This is a genomic window from Rhizobium sp. YAF28, assembly GCF_052113285.1.
Lineage (GTDB): Bacteria > Pseudomonadota > Alphaproteobacteria > Rhizobiales > Rhizobiaceae > Rhizobium.
In genome coordinates this window covers 84,652-102,097 of the sequence record NZ_JBFRCX010000002.1, presented here as the reverse complement: position 1 = coordinate 102,097, position 17,446 = coordinate 84,652, and the positions used below count along the sequence as shown (strand labels likewise).

The 17,446-nt window shown below is 61.5% G+C and carries 19 protein-coding genes; 7 read left to right on the top strand and 12 right to left on the bottom strand.

Annotated features, from left to right (window positions below):
- Positions 1-376: 376 nt before the first annotated feature.
- From AB4Z13_RS04735 to AB4Z13_RS04715, 5 genes are all read right to left on the bottom strand, one after another.
- Positions 377-3,835 carry a chromosome segregation SMC family protein gene (locus AB4Z13_RS04735; RefSeq protein ID WP_442205928.1) on the bottom strand — a complete coding sequence of 1,153 codons (3,459 nt, stop codon included), beginning with the start codon at positions 3,833-3,835 and terminating at the stop codon, positions 377-379.
- A 78-nt stretch (positions 3,836-3,913) separates the two neighbouring features.
- The gene (locus AB4Z13_RS04730; RefSeq protein ID WP_439014282.1) at positions 3,914-4,612 is read right to left on the bottom strand and encodes a DsbA family protein; all 699 of its coding nucleotides are present in this window, start codon (positions 4,610-4,612) and stop codon (positions 3,914-3,916) included.
- Positions 4,613-4,749: 137 nt separating this feature from the next.
- Positions 4,750-5,076: a type II toxin-antitoxin system RelE/ParE family toxin gene (locus AB4Z13_RS04725; protein ID WP_439014281.1), complete on the bottom strand. Its 327-nt coding sequence runs from the start codon at positions 5,074-5,076 to the stop codon at positions 4,750-4,752.
- Positions 5,039-5,314 (bottom strand): type II toxin-antitoxin system ParD family antitoxin, encoded by a 276-nt coding sequence (locus AB4Z13_RS04720; protein ID WP_439014280.1) that lies wholly within the window; start codon positions 5,312-5,314, stop codon positions 5,039-5,041. Before AB4Z13_RS04720 ends, AB4Z13_RS04725 begins: the two co-directional genes overlap by 38 nt.
- A gap of 69 nt (positions 5,315-5,383) precedes the next feature.
- On the bottom strand, positions 5,384-5,872 hold the full coding sequence (locus AB4Z13_RS04715) for a DUF721 domain-containing protein (RefSeq protein WP_007818063.1): 489 nt from the start codon (positions 5,870-5,872) through the stop codon (positions 5,384-5,386).
- Between the two features lie 97 nt (positions 5,873-5,969).
- Here AB4Z13_RS04715 and mutY point away from each other — a divergent pair, with 97 nt between their 5' ends.
- Genes mutY through AB4Z13_RS04700 form a run of 3 tightly spaced genes read left to right on the top strand, consistent with a single transcriptional unit; the run spans position 5,970 to position 8,047 of the window.
- Positions 5,970-7,061, top strand: coding sequence for an A/G-specific adenine glycosylase (gene mutY, locus AB4Z13_RS04710; RefSeq protein WP_439014279.1), 1,092 nt, complete (start codon positions 5,970-5,972; stop codon positions 7,059-7,061).
- 2 nt (positions 7,062-7,063) lie between these two features.
- A complete protein-coding gene (locus AB4Z13_RS04705; RefSeq protein ID WP_439014278.1) occupies positions 7,064-7,678 on the top strand; it encodes an HAD family hydrolase in 615 nt (204 codons plus the stop codon).
- Positions 7,679-7,681: 3 nt separating this feature from the next.
- Positions 7,682-8,047 (top strand): nuclear transport factor 2 family protein, encoded by a 366-nt coding sequence (locus AB4Z13_RS04700; protein ID WP_007818057.1) that lies wholly within the window; start codon positions 7,682-7,684, stop codon positions 8,045-8,047.
- Between the two features lie 124 nt (positions 8,048-8,171).
- Here the strand turns inward: AB4Z13_RS04700 and AB4Z13_RS04695 are convergent, their stop codons facing one another.
- From AB4Z13_RS04695 to AB4Z13_RS04685, 3 genes are all read right to left on the bottom strand, one after another.
- Entirely contained in the window at positions 8,172-9,302 is a 1,131-nt protein-coding gene (locus tag AB4Z13_RS04695) for a site-specific DNA-methyltransferase (RefSeq protein ID WP_439014276.1), read from the bottom strand.
- 149 nt (positions 9,303-9,451) lie between these two features.
- Positions 9,452-9,811 (bottom strand): antibiotic biosynthesis monooxygenase family protein, encoded by a 360-nt coding sequence (locus tag AB4Z13_RS04690; RefSeq protein WP_113323104.1) that lies wholly within the window; start codon positions 9,809-9,811, stop codon positions 9,452-9,454.
- Complete coding sequence (locus tag AB4Z13_RS04685; RefSeq protein ID WP_113323103.1) at positions 9,808-10,137, bottom strand: NIPSNAP family protein; 330 nt, start codon at positions 10,135-10,137, stop codon at positions 9,808-9,810. The genes AB4Z13_RS04690 and AB4Z13_RS04685 overlap by 4 nt, the downstream gene beginning before the upstream one ends.
- Positions 10,138-10,209: 72 nt before the next feature.
- Between AB4Z13_RS04685 and AB4Z13_RS04680 the strand changes: the two genes are divergently transcribed.
- Positions 10,210-10,896 (top strand): ArsR/SmtB family transcription factor, encoded by a 687-nt coding sequence (locus AB4Z13_RS04680; protein WP_113323102.1) that lies wholly within the window; start codon positions 10,210-10,212, stop codon positions 10,894-10,896.
- On the opposite strand, the gene AB4Z13_RS04675 is transcribed toward AB4Z13_RS04680, so the two are convergent.
- The 3 genes from AB4Z13_RS04675 to AB4Z13_RS04665 all read right to left on the bottom strand — a co-directional run bounded on the left by AB4Z13_RS04675 (position 10,893) and on the right by AB4Z13_RS04665 (position 12,765).
- On the bottom strand, positions 10,893-11,318 hold the full coding sequence (locus AB4Z13_RS04675) for a DUF1284 domain-containing protein (RefSeq protein WP_439014275.1): 426 nt from the start codon (positions 11,316-11,318) through the stop codon (positions 10,893-10,895). The two genes, AB4Z13_RS04680 and AB4Z13_RS04675, sit on opposite strands and share 4 nt — an antisense overlap.
- Positions 11,315-11,905: a biotin transporter BioY gene (locus AB4Z13_RS04670; RefSeq protein WP_439014274.1), complete on the bottom strand. Its 591-nt coding sequence runs from the start codon at positions 11,903-11,905 to the stop codon at positions 11,315-11,317. The genes AB4Z13_RS04675 and AB4Z13_RS04670 overlap by 4 nt, the downstream gene beginning before the upstream one ends.
- 191 nt (positions 11,906-12,096) lie before the next feature.
- A complete protein-coding gene (locus AB4Z13_RS04665) occupies positions 12,097-12,765 on the bottom strand; it encodes a GntR family transcriptional regulator (protein ID WP_113323099.1) in 669 nt (222 codons plus the stop codon).
- 159 nt (positions 12,766-12,924) lie between these two features.
- Here AB4Z13_RS04665 and AB4Z13_RS04660 point away from each other — a divergent pair, with 159 nt between their 5' ends.
- A complete protein-coding gene (locus AB4Z13_RS04660; protein WP_113323098.1) occupies positions 12,925-13,614 on the top strand; it encodes an HAD-IA family hydrolase in 690 nt (229 codons plus the stop codon).
- Between the two features lie 131 nt (positions 13,615-13,745).
- Here AB4Z13_RS04660 and AB4Z13_RS04655 read toward each other — a convergent pair whose 3' ends face one another.
- Positions 13,746-14,432 (bottom strand): hypothetical protein, encoded by a 687-nt coding sequence (locus AB4Z13_RS04655; protein ID WP_439017176.1) that lies wholly within the window; start codon positions 14,430-14,432, stop codon positions 13,746-13,748.
- 264 nt (positions 14,433-14,696) lie between these two features.
- Between AB4Z13_RS04655 and thrC the strand changes: the two genes are divergently transcribed.
- Together thrC and AB4Z13_RS04645 are read left to right on the top strand one after the other, a co-directional pair.
- Positions 14,697-16,097 (top strand): threonine synthase, encoded by a 1,401-nt coding sequence (gene thrC / locus AB4Z13_RS04650; protein ID WP_439014273.1) that lies wholly within the window; start codon positions 14,697-14,699, stop codon positions 16,095-16,097.
- Between the two features lie 27 nt (positions 16,098-16,124).
- Positions 16,125-17,423 carry a M16 family metallopeptidase gene (locus tag AB4Z13_RS04645; RefSeq protein WP_113323095.1) on the top strand — a complete coding sequence of 433 codons (1,299 nt, stop codon included), beginning with the start codon at positions 16,125-16,127 and terminating at the stop codon, positions 17,421-17,423.
- Positions 17,424-17,446 lie beyond the last annotated feature (23 nt).

Below are 17,446 nucleotides of genomic sequence, written 5' to 3'. Positions count from 1 at the left end.
GCGGCGAAATGTTGCGCCGCACAATAAATCCCTAACAGGATGCAAGATCAAACGATTGAAACTGATGAGGCGCAGCGAAGGCGCACAAAAAAAGCTTTGCGGGACTGCAACAACGGTCCCGCAAAGCCTTGTTTCCGTCCGGCCAGGAAAACCGGACGGGGGGTCCACTTATGCCTTGTGATCTTCGGGGCCGATCCCCAACCCGAAGACAGCATTGCAAATTCAACAGATCACAACGACCGATTGCTACTTATCCGTAACGGCGCGGTTGCGATAAAACAACTTCTAATGCAATGCGCGCAAAAGAGCATCACCCAAATGGGGTACGTACCCGATGTCAGGGTGACCTTTTTTGGTCTTTAATTAAAATGCGGCCTCAAGCCGTCTCACGGAGACGCTCTGCGGTCTGCAGATCGACCGAGACAAGTTGAGAAACACCCTGCTCCGCCATCGTGACACCAAAGAGGCGATTCATGCGGGCCATGGTGATGGGGTTGTGGGTAATGATGACGAATCGGGTCTCGGTGGAGGCCGCCATCTCGTCCATCAGATTGCAGTAGCGCTCGACATTGTGGTCGTCGAGCGGTGCATCCACCTCGTCCAGCACGCAGATCGGCGCAGGATTGGTGAGGAAGACGGCGAAGATCAAAGCCATTGCCGTCAGCGCCTGTTCGCCGCCCGAGAGCAGCGTCATGGTCTGTGGCTTCTTGCCGGGCGGGCGGGCAAGAATTTCGAGACCAGCTTCCAGCGGATCGTCGGATTCGATCAGTTGCAATTCCGCTGTGCCACCGCCGAAGAGATGGGTGAAGAGGCGCTGGAATTGGGCGTTGACGACATCGAAGGCGGCGATCAGGCGCTCACGGCCTTCGCGGTTCAGGCTCTGGATCGCGCCGCGCAGCTTGCGGATGGCATCTATGACGTCGTCACGTTCCTTGATAAGCGCTTCCAGCTTCTCGCTGAGTTCCTTCTGCTCCTCGTCGGCGCGCAGGTTGACGGCGCCCAAACGTTCGCGCTCGATCCGCAGCCGCTCCACCTCGCGTTCGACCTCGCGCGGATCCGGCAGCGTCTGCAGTCCCGGCCGGTCGGCAAGGCGCATCGCCTCATGGGGCTGCACATTCAGCGTTTCACGAATGCGCTGTTCGCTCTCCTGCCGTTTCTCGCGTGCGGAGACGAGGCGCTCCTCAGCGCGGCCGCGGCGTTCGCGGCTTTCGGCAAGTTCGGAGAGCGCCATCGCCGCCTTGTGGTCGACATCGCGCTGCAGAAGCTCGGCCTGCGCCAGGAGATCGGCAGCGCCGCGACGGGCTTCCTCGGCTTTCTGCAGCTCCGTCAGCAAGGCGCGACGCTTGTCGTCAAATTCATCAGGCGCCATTTCGAGTTCGGCTGCTTCCTCGCGGGCCTCCTCCTCGCGCTCACGCAGCGTGGCGATGTGATCCTCAGCACTTGCAGCGCGCTGGCGCCAGGTTTCGCGCTCCTGGCCGATGGCGAAGATGCGGCGCTGGCGGGCGTCGTTCTCGCGATTCAGGCTCTCGTGGCGGGCGCGGGCTTCAGCAAGGGCACCGCGGTCCGTCGCGACCTCGGCCTGCTGAAAGCGCAGCCGTTCGTCGAGCGCGGTCAAGTCCGGCGCATCCTCCAGTTCGATACGGGCATTTTCTTCCTGAACGGCAACATCCTCGAGCTGCGCCTGCAACTGGCTGACGGCTTCGGCAATGACATCGCGGCGGCGGATGAGATCACCGGAGGCGCGCTCGGCAGCGGCAAGCGCATCTCGCGCCTCGGCCAGATGGCGGGCGGACAAGCGGCTCATATCGCGGGCTCCGGTGAGCCTGCGCTCCTCCTCGCGAATGGTATCGGCGGCGGCGGCAAGACGCTCCTCAGCCTCGGCCAGAACATCGCGGGCAAGCTCCGCCTCGCCTTCCAGCTCGGCAAGGCGGTTCTTCTGGGCAAGGCGCAAGGCTGCAGCACTCGGCGCGTCCGCGCCGGCGACATGGCCATCCCAGCGATAGACGGCGCCGTCCTTGGTCACCAGGCGCTGGCCGGCTTTGAGTTCCCTCACCAGACGCGGCGCGTCGGCATCAGCCACCAGACCGATCTGGCGCAGGCGGCGGATCAGCGCGGCAGGTGCGCGGACATGGTTCAGCAGGGGCTCAGCGCCAGCGGGAAGCGCTGGATCACCAGAGCCATCGCCGTTTTCCGACCAGTGGGCAGGCGCATTCGGATCGAGCGGGGATTCGAGATCGTCTCCGAGTGCGGCACCGAGCGCCGTCTCGAAACCGCGATCGACCTTCAGCTCTTCGGCAACCGGCGGAAATTCGCCTGCCGCAGCACCTGCCAGCATGCGCTGGATGGTACGGGCTTCCGTTTCCAGCGCGTTGAGCTTGCTGCGTGCCTGCTCAACGGGAGTACGGGAAAGCGCTTCGGTCTCGCGCGCCCTGGCAAGCGCCTGCTCGACGGACTGGATTGTCGTCTCGGCCTCGGCCAGGGCGACTTCGCCTGCCTCGACCACGGCCCGCTTCTCGTCCGGGTCGGGCAGCGTCGCCATCTTCTGCTCGATGCCGGCGAGTTCGCGATTAGCATCGTCCATCTGGCGTTCGAGCCGCAGCATGCGATCAGCGAGGTCGCGAATGGCGCGTTCCAACTGATTGCGTCCGGCAGCAGCTTCAGCGCGCTCTGCAGTCAGGGTGGTGAAGATACGCTCACTGTCGGCGAGTTTGGCGGCGGCCTCTTCGAAAGCCTGCTGCGTCTCTTCGGCATAACGGCCGGAATCGGCCAGAATTTCAGCAATATCGGCCTCTTCGGCGTCGAGTCTTGCCAGGATCGTGGCGTTGTCGGCGACAAGCCGCTCCTCGCGCCTGATGTCTTCGGCAAGTTGCGCCAGGCGGCGAGTGAGTTCATCGCGGCGCCGCAGGATGCGGTTGGCATCCTCTTCGAGCTGGCTGCGGGCGATCTGCAGGCGCTGGAGTGCGGCAGCCGCTCTCGCCTCGCCTTCGCGCAGTTCGGGCAGCTTCAGGGCGGCGATGCCCTGGTTCTTTGCCGCATCCATCTGGATCTGCGCCTTCCCGGCGACAGCGACGGTTGCCTGGTTGAGCGCGCTGTCGGCCTCGGCTTCGGCCTCTTTCGCCTGCACCCAGCGGATATGCAAGAGCATTGCCTCGCGGGCGCGGATATCGGCAGAGAGCGTCTTGAAGCGGTTTGCCTGGCGGGCCTGGCGCTTCAGGCTCTCGATTTGGCTTTCAAGCTGCGAGGTGACGTCGTCCAGCCGCTCCAGATTGCTTTCGGCGGCACGCAGGCGAAGCTCGGCCTCGTGGCGGCGGGAGTGCAGGCCGGAAATGCCGGCGGCTTCTTCCAGCAACTGGCGGCGGGCCTGCGGTTTTGCGGCGATCAGCTCGCCGATGCGCCCCTGCCCGACCATGGAAGGAGAGCGGGCGCCGGTGGAGGCATCGGCAAAGAGCAGTTGCACATCCTTGGCCCGGCTTTCCTTGCCGTTGATGCGATAGATCGATCCCTGCTCGCGCTCGATGCGGCGGGTGACCTGGATTTCATCGCTGTCGTTGAAGGCGGCCGGCGCCGTGCGCTCGCCATTGTCGAGATAGAGCGCGACTTCGGCAGTGTTCCGCGCCGGGCGGTTTCCCGAGCCGGAAAAGATCACGTCGTCCATGCCGGACGCGCGCATATTCTTGTAGGAATTCTCGCCCATGACCCAGCGCAGGGCTTCCACGAGATTGGACTTGCCGCAACCGTTCGGCCCGACCACGCCCGTCAGCCCGCGCTCGATGAAGAATTCGGTCGGTTCGACGAAGGATTTGAAGCCGACAAGGCGGAGCTTGTTGAACTTCATGCCCCAGCCTCACGCTGCACATATGAAAAAACGGGCGCACGGCTTTCGCCGTCGCCCGCCTTTGCAAAACGGTACGGATCAGAGGAGGCTGTCGATGAGGGCCGACATGGTGTCAACCGGCATGTCTCCAGAGTAGCGCTTGCCATTGATGAGGAACGTCGGCGTGGCATTGACGCCGAAGTCCTTGGAACCGCGTTCCCGCGTGGCATTCACTTCATCCAGCAGTTTCTGGTTCGTCAAGCACTTCGTGAAGCTATCCTCAGTAAATCCGGCAAGCTTCGACATTTGCAGCAGCGCTGCGCGGCCGTCATCGGCGGCAGCCCAGACCTGCTGCTGCTTGAAGAGCATGGCGACCATCGGGAAATACTGCTCGGGCGTTGCGAGCTCTTCAGGCTTCTGCGGGTTGCAGCGGGCGAGCATGAAGGCGGCGGCAGCGCGCGGATCGAAGGGGAATTCGCGCAGGACGAACTCGACCTTGCCGGTGTCGACGTATTTCTGCTTGATCGTATCGAAGGTGGTGTTGTGGAAGTGGGCACAGTGCGGGCAGGTCATCGACATATATTCGACGATCTTGACCGGGGCATCGGTCTTGCCGAGCGCCATTTCCGGCAGCGTGCCAGGGGTCATGACCTTGGCCATGTCGACATCGCCATCCGGCTTCGGGATTTCGACGGCTGCCTGCGCCTGCGCCGTACCGTATACCGCCATGGATGCGGTTGCGGCGGCGACACCGCCCAGAAGCTGGCGTTTCGTCAGTTGCATTTCAGAGATGCGCATGGGTTCCCCATAAACAAGTGTGGCAGCTAATTGTGCGATATAACGGCCAGAAGCCGCGAACAAGGCACGCTTCGCCAACTTTCTTCAAAGAATTGTGACCTGCGCGAGACGAAACCGCAGATCAATGAACAAATCAATCATTCCCGGAATGCAGAAGGAGTGTTTCGCCCCGCATAAAAGAGACGGATTATCTGTATCTCACCGTTCCGCAAACGGTAGGCGATCGTAACGCGCTGTTCAAAGACCAGAATTCTGACGCCGGGCGCGAAATCATCGCGTAGCGCGCCACGCTCAGGCATTGTTTCCAGTGAGACGCAGAGGCTTCTCAGCCTGCGGACAAATTCGATAGCCCGGACCGGGCTGTCGCGGGCGATGAATTCGTATATGGCAAGAAGATCATCCTCCGCCTTTGGCCGAAAGAAGACCCTAATCGCCACTGCCGCCCACACCACCGCGTTCGGCATGGAGTTGTTCTATACGATCGAAAACCGTTTCTGCGTCGATATCCGGACGTGGATCATCGAGCGCTTCGCGAATTTTCTGCCTCATGATCTCGTTAATCGCGTCATCTTCGCGATCAAGAGCCCGCAGAGCGGCGCGCAGAACCTCGCTGGCGGAGCTGTAAGCCCCCGATTCCAGACGGCTATCGAGACTTTTCTGCTGGCTGCCGAGTGTGACCGTGATGGGCTTGCTGGTGCGCATGGCTTGACCTCGCTTCGATCTATTACAGTGTAATACACGGCGCGGATGCTGCCAACAGAATGGCGAAGGTTATTTCGGCTTTTTACCCAATACTGCCGTACCCAGACGAGCGATCGCCTGGCGCAATTTGTCGTCCTCTATGCCCTGCATCATGCCTTCCAGCTTGCGAGCGGCTTCGCCCTTCAGCGGCGGGGGCGTGCGAGAGCGTTTGACCGGCTGGTAGACCGGTTTCTGGACGATGCGGAGCTGGTGGACGGCGGCGAAGCCGAAGAAGCTGTTGATGCGCTGGATGAGTTCGCCTTGCGCGTGGGTCAGAAAAAGCGCGCGCGCACCTTCGCAGGCAACGGTCAGCACGCCGGGGCGGAAACTGCCGTCATCGCCGCCGCGGGCCCAGGCGATCTTTTCCGGCCGGGTGCAATCGGCAAAGTCCTCGCCGGCGATTTCGTCCCAGGAGCCGAGAAGCGCGCTATTGATGCCGGCACGGCGAGCCAGAACGGGATCGATGATGCCGTTCGTCAGCTCGGAAATCTGCTTCCCATCTTTGCGTGGATAACTCATCGAAACCTTGATAAGCGATAGCCATTCGAGGCCATCGGCTTGATTACGCCGCATTGCTTCGTCAAGTATAGAGCACTTCCCCCGATCGCGGCAAATAATGACGATACGCACACCGGACGCGCCGACCGCCCTCCCTCTCCTCGAATGGTACGACCGTCATCATCGCGACCTGCCCTGGCGGGTTTCGCCGCCGATGGCTGGGCGCGGCGTCAAGGCCGATCCCTATCACGTGTGGCTGTCCGAGGTGATGCTGCAGCAGACGACGGTGCAGGCGGTAAAACCCTACTTCGCCAATTTCCTGGCGAAATGGCCGTCGGTGACGGATCTCGCCGATGCGCCTGTTGAAGCGGTGATGGCCGCCTGGGCGGGGCTCGGTTATTATGCTCGGGCGCGTAATCTGAAGAAATGTGCCGAAGCCGTTGCTACCGAACATGGCGGCATCTTTCCCGACACCGAAGAGGGCCTGAAAGCCCTGCCCGGGATAGGCGACTATACGGCGGCTGCGGTTGCGGCAATTGCCTTCAACCGGCAGGCGGCCGTGATGGACGGCAATGTGGAGCGGGTGATCTCGCGGCTCTATGCCATCGCCACGCCGCTTCCAGCCGGCAAGCCGCTGATGCGCCAGAAGGTGGCGCTGCTGACGCCGGCCGATCGGCCCGGCGATTTCGCCCAGGCGATGATGGATCTCGGCGCCACCATCTGCACGCCGAAGCGACCGGCCTGTTCGCTCTGTCCCTTCAATGTATCGTGCGAGGCGCTCAGGCTGCATGATCCCGAGCAGTTTCCAGTCAAGGCCGCCAAGAAGGAAAAGCCGGTCCGGCGCGGCGCCGCCTTCGTGGCAGTCACCTCCGATGGCGATATCCTGCTTCGGCGGCGGATCGAAAGCGGCCTGCTCGGCGGCATGACGGAAATTCCGACGACAGCATGGACCGCGCGGCAGGACGGCGAGACGTCAGCCGAAGCGGCACCCTTCAAGGCTGACTGGGAGAGCGCCGGCAGCGTCACCCACGTCTTCACCCATTTCGAGCTCAGGCTTTCGATCTTCCGCGTCGCGATTGCCAATCGCCTTCAAATCGATGACGGCTGGTGGGAGCCGGTTATAAATCTTGAAGCTCAGGCGCTGCCGACTATCATGAAAAAGGCGATCGCAGCGGCTATTCCTCTCGCGTTCAAAACAGCCAAGGGATGATTATGGCAAACGACATCAAGCATATCGTTTTCGATATTGGCAAAGTTCTTATTCATTACGATCCGCATATTCCCTTCAGCCGCCTCATTCCCGATGAGGCCGAGCGCAAATGGTTTTTCGCCAACGTCTGCACGCACGACTGGAACATCGAACAGGACCGCGGTCGCACCTGGGCCGATGCCGAGGCATTGCTGATCGAGCAGCACCCGGCCCGCGAAGAGCATATCCGCGCCTTCCGCAAGAACTGGCACGAAATGGTGCCGCATGCCTATGAGGACAGCGTCGCGATCATGGAAGGCTTCATCAACGAGGGCCGGGATGTGACGATGCTGACGAACTTCGCCTCCGACACGTTCCGCGAGGCGCAGGAGCGCTTCGCCTTCCTCAAGAAGCCGCGCGGCGTGACCGTTTCCGGCGATGTCGGCCTCATCAAGCCGGATATCGCGATCTACGAAACGCATACCAAGAGCTTCGGCCTCGATCCGGCCGCGACGATCTTCATCGACGACGCGCCTGTCAATATCGAGGGTGCGAAGGCTGCCGGCTGGAATGCCGTGCTCTTTACCGGCGCCGACAAGTTGCGCGCCGATCTCGCCACCTATGGACTGAAGGCCTGAGCCATGAGCTTCGACCCTGCAGCAGCCATCGACCGTTTCCACACCGCGATCAACGATCTCGATTTTCCTGAAATCGAGAACTGGTTCGCCGAGGATGCGACTTATGTCTCCAACGGCGTCGGCAGCCTTGCCGGCCGCGCCGAGATCATGGCCGCATTCCGCCGCTACTTCGACGACTACCCGGACCAGACGGCGGAGAATTCTGTGGTCGAGACGCTGACGCCGCTCTCCGGCCGTGCCGTGTGGTCTGTTCGCGCGACCCATAGCAAGACCGGCAAGCCGCTGATCCGCGAAGGCGAGGAAACGATCACTTTCAACGAGGACGGCAAGGTTACGCGCGTCGATGTAACCGATTACCAGGAATTCTGACGCAGATCTTAGCTTTAATAGTAAGAAGCCCGGGGCCTTTCGGTCCCGGGCTTTCTTTATGCGTCTTCCGTAACTGGAGGTACAAACCGGAAGAGGCCTGGTCCTGTCCTTGCAAGGATGTTGCTCAACCCACCTTTGCAAGGTCACTGCGGATGACGGACCGCAATTCGTCGATCGCGCGCAGGGATTGCCCGTCGTCGAAGTGCCAGAAGGTCCATCCGTTGCATGCATCAAGGCCCTGCACTTTTGCGCCAAGGCGATGAATGGAGCCGGCCTCGCCGCCCGAGGCGACCGTGCCGTCGGCGCGCACCACGGCGCTGTAGCGCCGCTTGGCATCCGTCAGCACCTGGCCAGGCCTGATAAGGCCGCTTTCGACCAGCACATTGAAGGCCACGCGCACTTCGGCCTTCTTGCCGGTCATGACGGTCAGTTCCGCCTTGCCGAGCGGCTCGACGGCGGCGATGCGGGCAGAGGCCGCATCGATATAGTCCTGCTCGCGCTCGATGCCGACGAAGTGGCGGCCGAGGCGCTTGGCGACGGCGCCGGTCGTTCCCGAACCGAAGAAAGGATCGAGGATGATATCGCCAGGCTTGGACGAGGCCATGATGACGCGGGCGAGCAGCGCTTCCGGCTTCTGCGTCGGATGGGCTTTCTTGCCGTCCTCGCCCTTCAGGCGTTCGTTGCCGCTGCAAATCGGGAAGAGCCAATCGGAGCGCATCTGCACGTCGTCATTGGCGGCCTTCATGGCATCATAGTTGAAGGTATAGCCCTTGGCCTTGGCGTTCGGGCTTGCCCAGATCATTGTCTCATGGGCGTTCTGGAAACGGCGGCCCTTGAAATTCGGCATCGGGTTGGTCTTGCGCCAGACGATGTCGTTGAGGATCCAGAAGTTCAGATCCTGCAGCGTGGCGCCGACGCGGAAGATGTTGTGATAGGAGCCGATGACCCAGATCGTGCCTGATGGTTTCAGCACGCGGCGGCAGGCAAGCAGCCAGGCACGGGTGAAGGCGTCATAGGCCTCGAAGGAGGCGAACTGGTCCCACTCGTCATCGACGGCGTCGACCAGCGACTGGTCCGGCCGGTGCAGCGTGCCGCCGAGCTGGAGATTGTAGGGCGGATCCGCGAAGATGACGTCAACGGACTGGCTCGGAAGAGCCTCAAGGGCTGCAACGCAATCACCCTTGATGATCGTGTCGACCCAAGAACCCGGCTTTACGGAAGTCTTGAGGTCGGCAAGCGGAAATACAGACGCCATGTGGATACTCACTCATACGCTTTACGCTTAACTGTCCGTTATGGTTACGCAAGTTGGTTACCAAAGCCTGAAGCACCGACCCGTTTCGGGAAAATATTCCGGTTTACCTACAAGAAAAAGGCGGACACCTGGCTGCGCCCGCCCCGATTTCACTCCGCTGCCGAGGGCATGTGGACCTGCCTGCTGTCCTCAGGCGCCTCGGCGCGCTCGACCATTCCATAGTCCCTGACGACGTGGCCGATGCGCAGCCGATAATCGGCGAAAATGCCGTTGCGGCCGGCCTTTTGCGCAGCCCGATGGACTTCGAGATTGCGCCACTCACGCACCGCCTCCTCATCCCGGAAGAAGGACAGCGAGAGGATTTTGCCCCGCATCGTCAGGCTCTCGAAACGCTCGATGGAAATGAAACCGTCGATTTTTTCGAGCTCGGATCTGAGCTCACCGGCAAGGTCCAGATATCGATGGCGCTCGCCGACATAAGGGATAACTTCGAAGATGACGGCGATCATGGCAGCACCAGCTTCGCATGAGGCGCCGAAACATTCTTCAAGAAGATGCGGTCTTCCTTCAGGATGAAGCGTTCGCGACGCGCCAATTCGTAGTTTTCCCGGCCGAGCGGATCTGCAGTAAGCCGCGCGCGATAGGCCTCGTAGGCTGCGAGGCTTTCGATGTTGTAGACACCGTAAGCCGTCGTTGCCGAGCCCTCATGCGGGCCGTAATAGCCGATCAGGTCCGCGCCGTTTCTCGGGATCGCTTGTCCCCAGTTGCGGGCATATTCGGCAAAGGCATCCTTGCGGAAGGGGTCGATCTCGTAGCGGATGAAGCAGGTGATCATCGGTTTTCTCCTTTCGTGTGAGAGGAGTTTTCGCACATTGCCGTACGAGAATGCTTCGGTTACGATCGAAGTATGAAAGAAGGACCCGACATTGCGCAGATCGGCGCACTCATCGGCGATCCGGCGCGCGCCAACATGCTGGCGGCGCTGACCGGCGGTCGTGCGCTGACGGCAACCGAGCTTGCGGCGGCCGGCGGCATCACGCTGCAGACGGCCAGCACTCATCTTTCGAAGCTCGAAACCGGCGGGCTGCTGGCTCAGCGAAAACAGGGGCGGCATCGCTATTTTACACTCGCCGACGAGGCGGTGGCCCGGCTGATCGAAAGCATGATGGGTCTTGCGGCAAGCCGCGGGCATCTGCGCCACCAGCCCGGCCCGAAGGATCCGGCACTGCGCAAGGCGCGCATCTGCTATGACCATCTCGCCGGCGATTTTGGCGTGCGCATGCTGGACAGTCTGGTGGCATCGGGATCGATCGATGCCATCGGCGACGGGCTCGCAGTGACGGCCAAGGGCGAGAGCGATCTGCAATGCATCGGCATTGATGTCAGCAGCCTCAAATCCTCGCGCCGACCGCTCTGCCGCTCCTGTCTCGACTGGAGTGAACGTCGCGCCCATCTCGCCGGAAGCCTTGGCAAGGCGCTGCTTGCAAATTTCATGGAAAAGGGTTGGGCGCGGCGAATACCGGAAAGCCGCTCGGTGATCTTTTCACCCGAAGGCGAGCGGCAATTCCTGAAACTCTTTCCGCTGGAAGCCTAGCAAGGTGCCACCAGCGTATTCCTGAAATGATTATGGGCAACCGTGCTACAGAGTTCACTCCATTCGCAATCCGTGCAGGCATTGCGGATGAGGTCGGCAGCGAAGGCCCGGCGTAGTCTTTTTAGCAGGGCTTTGTCAGGAATGAGACGGGCGCCCTGCTCTACCCGCACGCCCAGGAGCCTGCCAACTGCTTCGGCGGCAGCTTCGTCCCTGGCCTTCGGACTCGGCAGGAGGCAATGCGCTGAAGCCTCGGACAGCAGGGGAGCGCAGATATCGTCGGGGCCGGAGACGATTTCGATCTCCTCTCCGGCCGAGAGACGCTCAGCGATGCGGCGGTAATTGGCGGTGAAGGCCGGCGTATAGCCCTCACCGACGAAAGTCAGCATGCAGAGCAGATGGTGGGCGCGCAGCCTGACGGTCAATGCAGCTCTGCCCGGCCGCCATAGATGCGGATGCCCTTGAGCACGGCCGCAGCGAGTGCGGACTTCAGCACGCCGCCGAGGATGAAGGGCGCGACGCCGAGCAGCCAGCCTTTTTCCGCTCCAATCAGCGAGGCGAGATAGATGCCACCAAGGGCGAGGCAGAAGATGTTTGCAGCAAGGTGAGCGGTGAAGCTTCTGATAATATTATCGCCGGTCCAGCCGCGCTCGGCGAGCCAGCCGACCATCAGCGCCATCAGCGGAAAGGCGACGAGATAACCAGCCGTCGGCCCGGCAAAGGGCGCAAGACCGCCTGAACCGTTTGCCAGTACCGGTGCGCCGAGCATGGCCTCGCCGAGCCAGGCAAGAACGGTGAGCGTGCCGAGGCGCCAGCCATAGAGCGCGCCGATCATGGTGACGGCGAATGTCTGCATGGTGATCGGCACCGGCACCATCGGCACCGAGATCTGCGAGGCAAGGGCAAGCACCAGCGTACCGGCGAGAACGAAGAGATATTTGACCGCAATCGACCGTGCGGAAAGGCGCAGCGGATCGAAAGCGATATGACGGGACTGGTCAGCGAGGGACATGAAATTCTCCTTTTCAAAATTATAGATAATTTTTGATTCCCATCTATTTGATGGCGGAGATTCTTGCGCAGCGCAAGAGCATGCGTATGGGATTCGAATGCGCTTGATCCACAAGCGGGCGCAAGCACACGCCAAAACGCCCGAAAATCAGGAAATTTCGCACGTTCTGAAATTATCTATAATTTTGGAATTTAGCCGACGATAGCAAAGGCTTCCCGCTCGCCGCCCTTCTGGGCGGGCTGCGGAGCGCGTCCGATCCACTGCACATGCTTCTGCAGAATGGCGGCAGCCTCTTCCGCCTTGCCTTGGCGAAGTGCGGCAAGAATGGCGCGATGGTCGTGATCCGTGCGCTTTTCCCAACCCGAACGCCAGGCCGAAAACAGGAAGCGGGCGCTCGCCGCATGCAGGTCGTCGATTGAGGCGAGCAGGCGCGGCATGGCGCAAGGGGTGAGGATGAGGCGATGGAAGCGGCGGTTTGCCTCCTCCCAGGCATGCACATCGGCAGCGGCATCGCCCTCGCGCGTCGCCTCTTCCGCGGCATCGAGGATGGCGGGCGTCAGGTGGCGGGTGGCGTGCTTCAGGGCGAGCACTTCGAGGGCGGCGCGCATTTCCGCCACTTCGCGCACTTCGGCAAGATCGAAGGAGGCGACACGGACACCACGGCGCGGCTCGCTGATTGCCAGCCCCTGCGCTTCGAGCCGGCGAAAGGCCTCGCGCACGGGCACATGGCTGGTCTCGAATTCTTCGGCGATATGGTCCTGCCGAAGACGGGCGCCGGGCGCGAGTTCGCCATGCACGATGCGCTCTGCAAGCACGCGGGCAATCCGCGCGGCGATGGTGTCTTCGGGTTCCCTACTCATTGTCGTTCAGTAACGAGCCCTGCAGGGCTTGTCGAGGTCATATGACAGCCGTTACGGCAAAGCCGCCCGCATGGCGCAATCCAGCCATGCCCGGTCATCGGTTGAGCTTTCGGCGGCCATCGTGTAAAGCCCCATCATCCCCAAACAAGGCATGAGTATATGGACGGCTTCGACCTCATCATCTTCGACTGCGACGGCGTTCTGGTCGATTCCGAAATCATCGCAGCGGATGTTGAATCCAAGCTGCTGACGGAAGCAGGCTATCCGATCAGCGTCGAGGAAATGAACGAGCGCTTCGCCGGTCTCACCTGGCGCGATATCCTCTTCCAAATCGAACGGGAAGCCAGCATTCCGATTTCGGCATCGCTGCTCGATCAGTCGCAGAAGCTTCTGGACATCAGGCTCGAACAGGAAGTGCAGGCCATTCCCGGCGTCGAATTCGCCGTCAGCCGCCTGTCGATGAAGCGTTGCATCTGCTCGAACTCGTCGAGCCAGCGGCTTGACATGATGCTGGGCAAGGTCGGACTGAAGAAGCTCTTCGCCCCCAATATCTTCTCCGCCAAGGATCTCGGTCCCGACCGTGCCAAGCCGAAGCCCGATATCTTCCTTCACGGCGCAAGCCAGATGGGCGTTTCGCCCTCCAGGACCGTTGTCGTCGAAGATTCCACGCATGGTGTTCATGCTGCACGCGCTGCCGGCATGCGGGTGATCGGCTTCACCGGCGGTTCGCACACCTATGCCTCGCATGCTGATAAACTGACGGATGCGGGCGCGGAGACGGTAATTTCCCGCATGAACGATCTGCCAGGCGTTGTCGCCGCATTGGCAGAGTGGGAAGGCGTGCTCTAAGGGCAGCGCCTTCGCTGCCCTAGTGCCTCCAAGAAACGGCGGCTCTTATTCACGCAACGGGTTTTTGTTTGCAGAGGCGCGCCCGCCTTCGCGAAGCCATCAGGGCTCAGCGATTGTCAGCAGCCGGCGCCTCAGCTGCTTTTCTTCTTGGAGTTTTTGACGTTCTTGGCGGGCTGATTGTCGAAGCCGACATTGACTCGGACCAGCGCGCCGGAGCCGACCGGCATCTTGATGCCCTCGTGGCGGAAGATGACCTGCGTGGCCGGCGCGCCAGCCGGGATCTGCGTCGGGAAATTGACGACTTCGGACGACAGGACGTCCTGTCCATCCAGCACCGAGATGCGGATCGGCAGCGTGACCGGGCCTGGCGTCCCGCCTGGGCCGGCAACAAGACGAAGCTGCGCCACGACGGTCATGGAGAGCGCCGTGTCGTTGAGCATGCACTGGCGGCTATAGTCGCCGAAAGATGCCTGGAAGACGACCTGCTGCGGATCACCGGTCTTCGCACCTTTCGCATAGGTGCGGTAGATCGCGTCCTGGTCACGCATGAAGATCTGCGGGCATGCACCCTGCACAACGGGCGCGACCGTTCCTTGCGCGGTAACGCCGGTGCCGATCGGAGCCTGGCTCGACGAAGGACTGGTCGGCGCGACCGGCATGATCTGGGCATTGCCGTTCGGCTGAAGCGGAGCGGGACCGCTGCTCGCACTTGCAGCTTCAGGCTTGCTATCGCCGCCGAGGCCGAGCGAATTGCAGCCGGCAAGAGCCGCAAGAAGGGATGCGGAAACGATGAGACGAGAGACCTTGCCGAGCACGATATTCCACCCCTTGCAAACGCTTTTCTTCTAGGTGCTTGCGACTTTCGCGCAAGGCCTTTCATGACAGTTGGCGATGGTCTATATCAGCGGCGCAAAGAAAAATCGATTGGGTAAGCACCGTTTTGATGCACTTTTCGGCGCCGGATGCGGGCAAGTTCAATAGGATACCTGCGGCACTGCCCCGACAGGCCGTTAAGCCCCCTCTTTTCGGCCGAACGGCAGCGTCCCGTTTGCGCGCCGAATTTCTCCAGCCATAGATCAAGGATGACGAACGTGGACTATATCTCGACCCGCGGCGAGGCCCCTTCCCTCGGCTTTTGCGACGCCCTTCTGGCGGGGCTGGCGCGCGATGGCGGGCTCTACGTTCCTCGCAAATGGCCGAGCTTTTCCAAGAAGGAAATCCGCGCGCTGCGCGGCAAGACCTATCAGGAGATCGCCTTCACCATCCTCTCGCCCTTCACCAATGGCGAAATCCCCGATGAGACCTTCCGGGCCATGATCGACGAAGCCTATGGCACCTTCCGCCATCCGGCGATCGCGCCGCTGGTACAGACCGGCCCGAACAGTTTCGTGATGGAACTTTTCCACGGCACGACGCTCGCCTTCAAGGATGTGGCGATGCAGCTTCTTGCCCGCCTGATGGATTACGCCCTGGAAAAGCGCGGCGAGCGGGCGACCATCGTCGGCGCCACCTCGGGCGACACCGGTGGCGCTGCGATCGACGCCTTTGCCGGCCGTGAGCGCACCGACATCTTCATCCTCTTCCCACATGGCAAGGTCTCGCCGGTACAGCAGCGGCAGATGACGACGTCGACATCAGGCAATGTGCATGCGCTTGCCGTCGAAGGCAATTTCGACGATTGCCAGAACCTCGTCAAAGCCATGTTCAACGACGCGGCCTTCCGCGACAAGGTGAAGCTCTCGGGCGTCAACTCGATCAACTGGGCGCGCATCATGGCCCAGATCGTCTATTATTTCACGACAGCGATCGCACTCGGCGGACCGGACCGGAAGATCTCGTTCACGGTACCGACTGGGAATTTCGGCGATATCTTCGCCGGCTATTGTGCCAAGCGCATGGGCCTGCCGATCGACAAGCTCGTCATCGCCACCAATGAGAACGATATCCTAGCGCGGACGCTGAAGACCGGCCGTTATGACATGAAAGCGGTGAAGGCCACGAGTTCGCCTTCCATGGATATCCAGATATCCTCCAACTTCGAGCGACTGCTGTTCGAGGCCTATGACCGCGACGCCTCCAAGGTTCGCGCCGCCATGGAAAGCCTCAAGCAATCCAACGGCTTCGAGATCTCGCCCGAAGCGCTGAAATTCATCAAGAAGGATTTCCGTGCCGGCCGCGCGAGCGAACGCCAGGTGGCGGAAACGATCCGCAAGACCTATGCGGAAACCGGCTATCTGCTCGATCCGCATTCGGCGATCGGCGTCTTCGTCGCCGCCAAGCGCGAAAAGCCGAATACGCCGATGGTGACGCTTGCCACCGCCCATCCGGCGAAATTCCCGGCTGCCGTAAAATCCGCCTCCGGTATTGACCCGGCGCTTCCGACGTGGCTTGCTGATGTGATGCACAGGGAGGAGCGCTTCCAGATCATCGAGCCCGAGCTCAAAGCGGTTGAAACTTTTATCGGCAAGCATGCCCGCAGCTAGATGACGGCAGGCGCAGAAAGATAGCACATGACAGTTGAGTGCACCCGGCTCAAATCCGGGCTGACAGTAGTCACACAGACCATGCCGCACCTTGAAAGCGCTGCGCTCGGAGTCTGGATCAAATCAGGTTCGCGCAACGAGACGGAAGACGAACACGGCATTGCCCACCTGCTCGAACACATGGCCTTCAAGGGAACGGCACGACGTACCGCCCGTGAGATCGCCGAGGAAATCGAGGATGTCGGCGGCGAAGTGAACGCCGCGACCTCCACCGAGACGACCTCTTATTATGCCCGCGTTCTGAAGGATCACGTGCCGCTCGCCGTCGATATCCTCGCCGATATTCTGACAGAATCCGCCTTCGAGGAAGAAGAGCTGGAGCGCGAGAAGCAGGTCATCCTGCAGGAGATCAACGCGGCCAACGACACGCCCGACGATGTCGTCTTCGACCGCTTCTCCGAGGTCGCCTATCGTGGCCAGACGCTCGGCCGGCCGATCCTCGGCACGCCGGAGACCGTCGTTTCGTTCACGCCGCAGCAGATCCGCACCTATCTCGGCCGTAACTACACGACCGACCGGATGTTCGTGGTCGCAACCGGCGCCGTCGAGCATGACGAGTTCGTGCGCATGGTCGAGGACCGCTTCGCCAGCCTGCCGACCACGCCCAACGCGCCGCCAGTCATGGAGGCTGCACGCTATATCGGCGGCAATGTGCGCGAGCCGCGCGACCTCATGGACGCGCAGATACTGCTCGGCTTCGAGGGCAAGGCCTATCATGCCCGCGATTTCTACTGCTCACAGATCCTCGCCAATATCCTCGGCGGCGGCATGTCCTCCCGCCTCTTCCAGGAAGTACGCGAGTTTCGCGGCCTCTGTTACTCCGTCTACGCTTTCCACTGGGGCTTTTCCGACACCGGCATCTTCGGCATCCATGCCGCAACCGGTGGCGAGAATCTGCCGGAGCTGGTGCCGGTCATCATCGACGAGTTGCACAAGTCGGCGGACAATATCGACCAGAAGGAAATCGAGCGCGCCCGGGCGCAGATCCGCGCCCAGCTTCTCATGGGCCAGGAAAGCCCCGCCGCCCGCGCCGGCCAGATTGCCCGGCAGATGATGCTTTATGGCCGTCCGATCTCCAATCCGGAAATGATGGAGCGGCTAGAGGGTATCACCGTCGAGCGCCTGACCGATCTTGCCGGTCGCCTTTTCTACGATACCGTCCCGACGCTTTCGGCGATCGGTCCGCTCGAGCAGCTTGCCCCGATGGAAGACATCACCGCCTCGCTTTCGGTTCCGGCACCGAAGACGAAGCAGGCAAGCCGCTGACCGACACATACGTTGCGCCGGGG

Excerpts from the sequence above, each read along its gene's own strand:
- AB4Z13_RS04735 (WP_442205928.1), bottom strand. The coding sequence starts at position 3,835 with ATGAAGTTCAACAAGCTCCGCCTTGTCGGCTTCAAATCCTTCGTCGAA.
- AB4Z13_RS04730 (WP_439014282.1), bottom strand. The coding sequence starts at position 4,612 with ATGCGCATCTCTGAAATGCAACTGACGAAACGCCAGCTTCTGGGCGGT.
- AB4Z13_RS04725 (WP_439014281.1), bottom strand. The coding sequence starts at position 5,076 with ATGCCGAACGCGGTGGTGTGGGCGGCAGTGGCGATTAGGGTCTTCTTT.
- AB4Z13_RS04720 (WP_439014280.1), bottom strand. The coding sequence starts at position 5,314 with ATGCGCACCAGCAAGCCCATCACGGTCACACTCGGCAGCCAGCAGAAA.
- AB4Z13_RS04715 (WP_007818063.1), bottom strand. The coding sequence starts at position 5,872 with ATGAGTTATCCACGCAAAGATGGGAAGCAGATTTCCGAGCTGACGAAC.
- mutY (WP_439014279.1), top strand. The coding sequence starts at position 5,970 with ATGACGATACGCACACCGGACGCGCCGACCGCCCTCCCTCTCCTCGAA.
- AB4Z13_RS04705 (WP_439014278.1), top strand. The coding sequence starts at position 7,064 with ATGGCAAACGACATCAAGCATATCGTTTTCGATATTGGCAAAGTTCTT.
- AB4Z13_RS04700 (WP_007818057.1), top strand. The coding sequence starts at position 7,682 with ATGAGCTTCGACCCTGCAGCAGCCATCGACCGTTTCCACACCGCGATC.
- AB4Z13_RS04695 (WP_439014276.1), bottom strand. The coding sequence starts at position 9,302 with ATGGCGTCTGTATTTCCGCTTGCCGACCTCAAGACTTCCGTAAAGCCG.
- AB4Z13_RS04690 (WP_113323104.1), bottom strand. The coding sequence starts at position 9,811 with ATGATCGCCGTCATCTTCGAAGTTATCCCTTATGTCGGCGAGCGCCAT.
- AB4Z13_RS04685 (WP_113323103.1), bottom strand. The coding sequence starts at position 10,137 with ATGATCACCTGCTTCATCCGCTACGAGATCGACCCCTTCCGCAAGGAT.
- AB4Z13_RS04680 (WP_113323102.1), top strand. The coding sequence starts at position 10,210 with ATGAAAGAAGGACCCGACATTGCGCAGATCGGCGCACTCATCGGCGAT.
- AB4Z13_RS04670 (WP_439014274.1), bottom strand. The coding sequence starts at position 11,905 with ATGTCCCTCGCTGACCAGTCCCGTCATATCGCTTTCGATCCGCTGCGC.
- AB4Z13_RS04665 (WP_113323099.1), bottom strand. The coding sequence starts at position 12,765 with ATGAGTAGGGAACCCGAAGACACCATCGCCGCGCGGATTGCCCGCGTG.
- AB4Z13_RS04660 (WP_113323098.1), top strand. The coding sequence starts at position 12,925 with ATGGACGGCTTCGACCTCATCATCTTCGACTGCGACGGCGTTCTGGTC.
- thrC (WP_439014273.1), top strand. The coding sequence starts at position 14,697 with ATGACGAACGTGGACTATATCTCGACCCGCGGCGAGGCCCCTTCCCTC.
- AB4Z13_RS04645 (WP_113323095.1), top strand. The coding sequence starts at position 16,125 with ATGACAGTTGAGTGCACCCGGCTCAAATCCGGGCTGACAGTAGTCACA.